At 67.0% G+C, this 1,331-nt stretch carries 1 protein-coding gene and 2 pseudogenes; 2 read left to right on the top strand and 1 reads right to left on the bottom strand.

Translation table 11 applies throughout. The features are described from left to right. Positions 1-187, top strand: a pseudogene (locus ACFWF3_RS36080) (hypothetical protein); the annotation flags it as partial. A gap of 167 nt (positions 188-354) precedes the next feature. Next, positions 355-1,014, top strand: coding sequence for a DUF3159 domain-containing protein (locus ACFWF3_RS36085; protein ID WP_379318653.1), 660 nt, complete (start codon positions 355-357; stop codon positions 1,012-1,014). Here ACFWF3_RS36085 and ACFWF3_RS36090 read toward each other — a convergent pair. Beyond that, a pseudogene (locus ACFWF3_RS36090) lies at positions 961-1,331 on the bottom strand (ABC transporter ATP-binding protein); the annotation flags it as partial. The gene ACFWF3_RS36085 and the pseudogene ACFWF3_RS36090 overlap by 54 nt on opposite strands.

Raw genomic sequence — 1,331 nt, forward strand, 5'->3', positions numbered from 1 at the left:
GGTTCTCGAGGGCGGGACCCGCTTCGACAACCTCGACGTCTTCCTCTGGTCGTATGTGCGCTACCGCGCGGTGCGCGCGGGCAAGCTCGCCCTGTCGGAGGTGGAGGCCGACTTCGCGGCGCTCGGCCAGGACGGCGCGCTCGCCGAGGATCTCGGGTTGCTGAGTCTGATGGAACCCATGCGCTGAGCACCGCAGGTGATCCCGAGCCGGTTGTCGTGACAGATGTCATGTCGCATCCATGAGGGTGTCATCGGAAAAGGTGTTGGCGCGCACTGGTTTCCGACCTTCGCGGCGACGAACGTTGGAGCTGTTCCTCGCACAACACCTTTTCGCGCAACCGCTTGGAGAGCACGATGATTCAGCCCGAATCCCACCGCGACGTCGACGAGTCCGCCGCCTCGCGTGCATCGACGGCCGACCCTGCACAGCGGCTGGTCGACCAACTCGGCGGCACCACAGGAATGATCTACACGGCGATACCGGTCATTGCGTTCGTCGTGGCGAATGCGCTGGTGGCACTACCTATTGCCATCGGGTCCGCCGTCGCCGTCGCGGTGGCGATCATGGGATGTCGGATCGTTCGCGGTGAGCCGGTCGCCCAGGCGAGCGGCGGGCTCGTCGGAGTCGTCGTCGCCGGTGGCGTCGCCGCGTGGACCGGCTCGGCGGGCGGATTTTTCCTGGTCGGCATCTGGGCGAGTCTGGCCGGCGCCGTTGTCGCGCTCGTCTCGCTGCTGGCACGCCGACCACTGACCGGCGTGCTATGGAACATGCTGCACGGCAACGAGTTCGCCTGGCGGCAGGACCGCCCGTCCCTGCGCGGGCACGATGTCGCCACCCTCGCCCTCGCCGCGGTGTTCGCGGCACGCTACTTCGTTCAGGGCTGGCTCTACGACATCGACGCAGCCGGTTGGCTGGCCACCGCCAAGATCGTCATGGGAACACCGCTGCTGGCGCTGGCGCTAGTGGTCGTCGTCTGGGCGTTTCGTCGCTCGACCCAGCGACTGCTCGAGTGAGCGACGCGACTCCTCGTGCAGGATCGCGAGCAGTTCTTCCTCCAGCGCGACGAATTCGGGGGCGGTGATCATGGACAACCCGCGCGGGCGCGGCAGGTCGATGCGCAGTTCGCGGCGCACGGTGGCCGGCCGCGCCGACAGCACGATCACACGGTCCGACAGGTAGACCGCCTCACGGACATCGTGGGTGATCATCAGGACCATCCACCGGTAGCGCTGCCAGACCTCCTGCAACCACGACTGCATCTCGGTGCGAGTCAGGGAGTCGAGCGCACCGAAAGGCTCGTCGAGCAACAGCAACTCGCGCTCCTGGACGA

Origin of the sequence: Nocardia sp. NPDC060220, from assembly GCF_042727815.1 — a bacterium.
In the GTDB taxonomy this organism is placed as follows: domain Bacteria; phylum Actinomycetota; class Actinomycetes; order Mycobacteriales; family Mycobacteriaceae; genus Nocardia.

Excerpts from the sequence above, each read along its gene's own strand:
- ACFWF3_RS36085 (WP_379318653.1), top strand. The coding sequence starts at position 355 with ATGATTCAGCCCGAATCCCACCGCGACGTCGACGAGTCCGCCGCCTCG.